This window comes from Xanthomonas sp. SHU 166 (assembly GCF_000364685.1).
Lineage (GTDB): Bacteria > Pseudomonadota > Gammaproteobacteria > Xanthomonadales > Xanthomonadaceae > Xanthomonas_A > Xanthomonas_A sontii.
In genome coordinates this window covers 1-1,272 of sequence record NZ_AQOJ01000883.1, presented here as the reverse complement: position 1 = coordinate 1,272, position 1,272 = coordinate 1, and the positions used below count along the sequence as shown (strand labels likewise).

At 70.3% G+C, this 1,272-nt stretch carries 2 protein-coding genes; one reads left to right on the top strand and one right to left on the bottom strand.

Features of this window, described 5'->3' with window-relative positions; all coding sequences use genetic code 11:
• Positions 1–26: 26 nt before the first annotated feature.
• A complete protein-coding gene (bioB, locus tag D180_RS20020; protein ID WP_017914166.1) occupies positions 27–1,070 on the bottom strand; it encodes a biotin synthase BioB in 1,044 nt (347 codons plus the stop codon).
• A gap of 49 nt (positions 1,071–1,119) precedes the next feature.
• Here bioB and D180_RS24695 point away from each other — a divergent pair.
• The coding region (locus D180_RS24695) for a double zinc ribbon domain-containing protein (RefSeq protein WP_343122591.1) at positions 1,120–1,272 on the top strand (153 nt) is incomplete at its 3' end.

Here is a 1,272-nt window from a genome sequence, read left to right as displayed (position 1 = left end):
CGGATCGGCGGACGGACGCCCCAGGCTCAGACCAGCGCGGCGGCGATCGCCGGTGTGGGCTGGGCGGTGATGTCCGCGTGCACGGTGCCGGGATGGTCGTGCGCGTCGGCATCCACCATCACCTGCATCGGCCGCAGCCCCAGCCGCGCGAACAGCGCCTGGTCGCGCTCGGTGTCCGGGTTGCCGGTGGTCAGCAGCTTCTCGCCGTAGAAGATCGAGTTGGCGCCGGCGCAGAAGCACAGCGCCTGCAGTTCGTCGCTCATGCTCTCGCGCCCGGCCGACAGCCGCACCATCGCCCGCGGCATCGCGATGCGGGCGACGGCGATCGTGCGCACGAACTCGAACGGATCCAGCTCGACCGTGCCGTGCAGCGGGGTGCCGGCGACCTGCACCAGGCGGTTGATCGGCACCGAGTCCGGATGCACCGGCAGGTTGGCCAGCGCCTGCAGCAGGCCGGCGCGCTGGTCGCGCGACTCGCCCATGCCGACGATGCCGCCGCAGCAGGTCTTCAGGCCGGCGTCGCGCACGTGGGTCAGGGTGTCCAGGCGGTCCTGGTACTGGCGGGTGTGGATGATCGAATCGTAGAAATCCGGCGCGGTGTCCAGATTGTGGTTGTAGTAGTCCAGCCCGGCCGCCTTCAGCGCCTGCGCCTGGGTGCCGTCGAGCATGCCCAGGGTGGCGCAGGTCTCCAGGCCCAGCGCCTTCACCTCGCGGATCATCTCCGCCACCTTCGGGATGTCGCGGTCCTTGGGCGAGCGCCAGGCCGCGCCCATGCAGAACCGCGAGGCGCCGGCCGCCTTGGCCTGGCGCGCCTTGTCCAGCACCGCCTCGGTGCTCATCAGCTTCTGCGCCTCCACGCCGGTGGCGTAGCGCTGCGCCTGCGGGCAGTACGCACAGTCTTCCGGGCAACCGCCGGTCTTCACCGACAGCAGCGTGGACACCTGCACCTGCGCCGGATCGAAGTGCTCGCGGTGCACGGCGGCCGCACGGTGCAGCAGCTCCGGGAACGGCAGATCGAACAGGGCGAGCAATTCCTGGCGTTGCCAGTCGTGTCGGACGACAGCGGACATGGGGGTTTCCTGACGGTCAGCGGCTGGGAAAGCGGGCAGTCTGGTAAGCATGCAACGTCCTGTCAACTTCACGATGGCTGGTTTGGTTGACGGCGGTTGGCGCTGGCTGCAGCGCCGCGTGCTGCCGGAACGCTGCCTGGTCTGCGGGGAGCCCGGCGCGCCTGGCCTGGACCTGTGTGCCGCCTGTCGCGACGATGTGCCC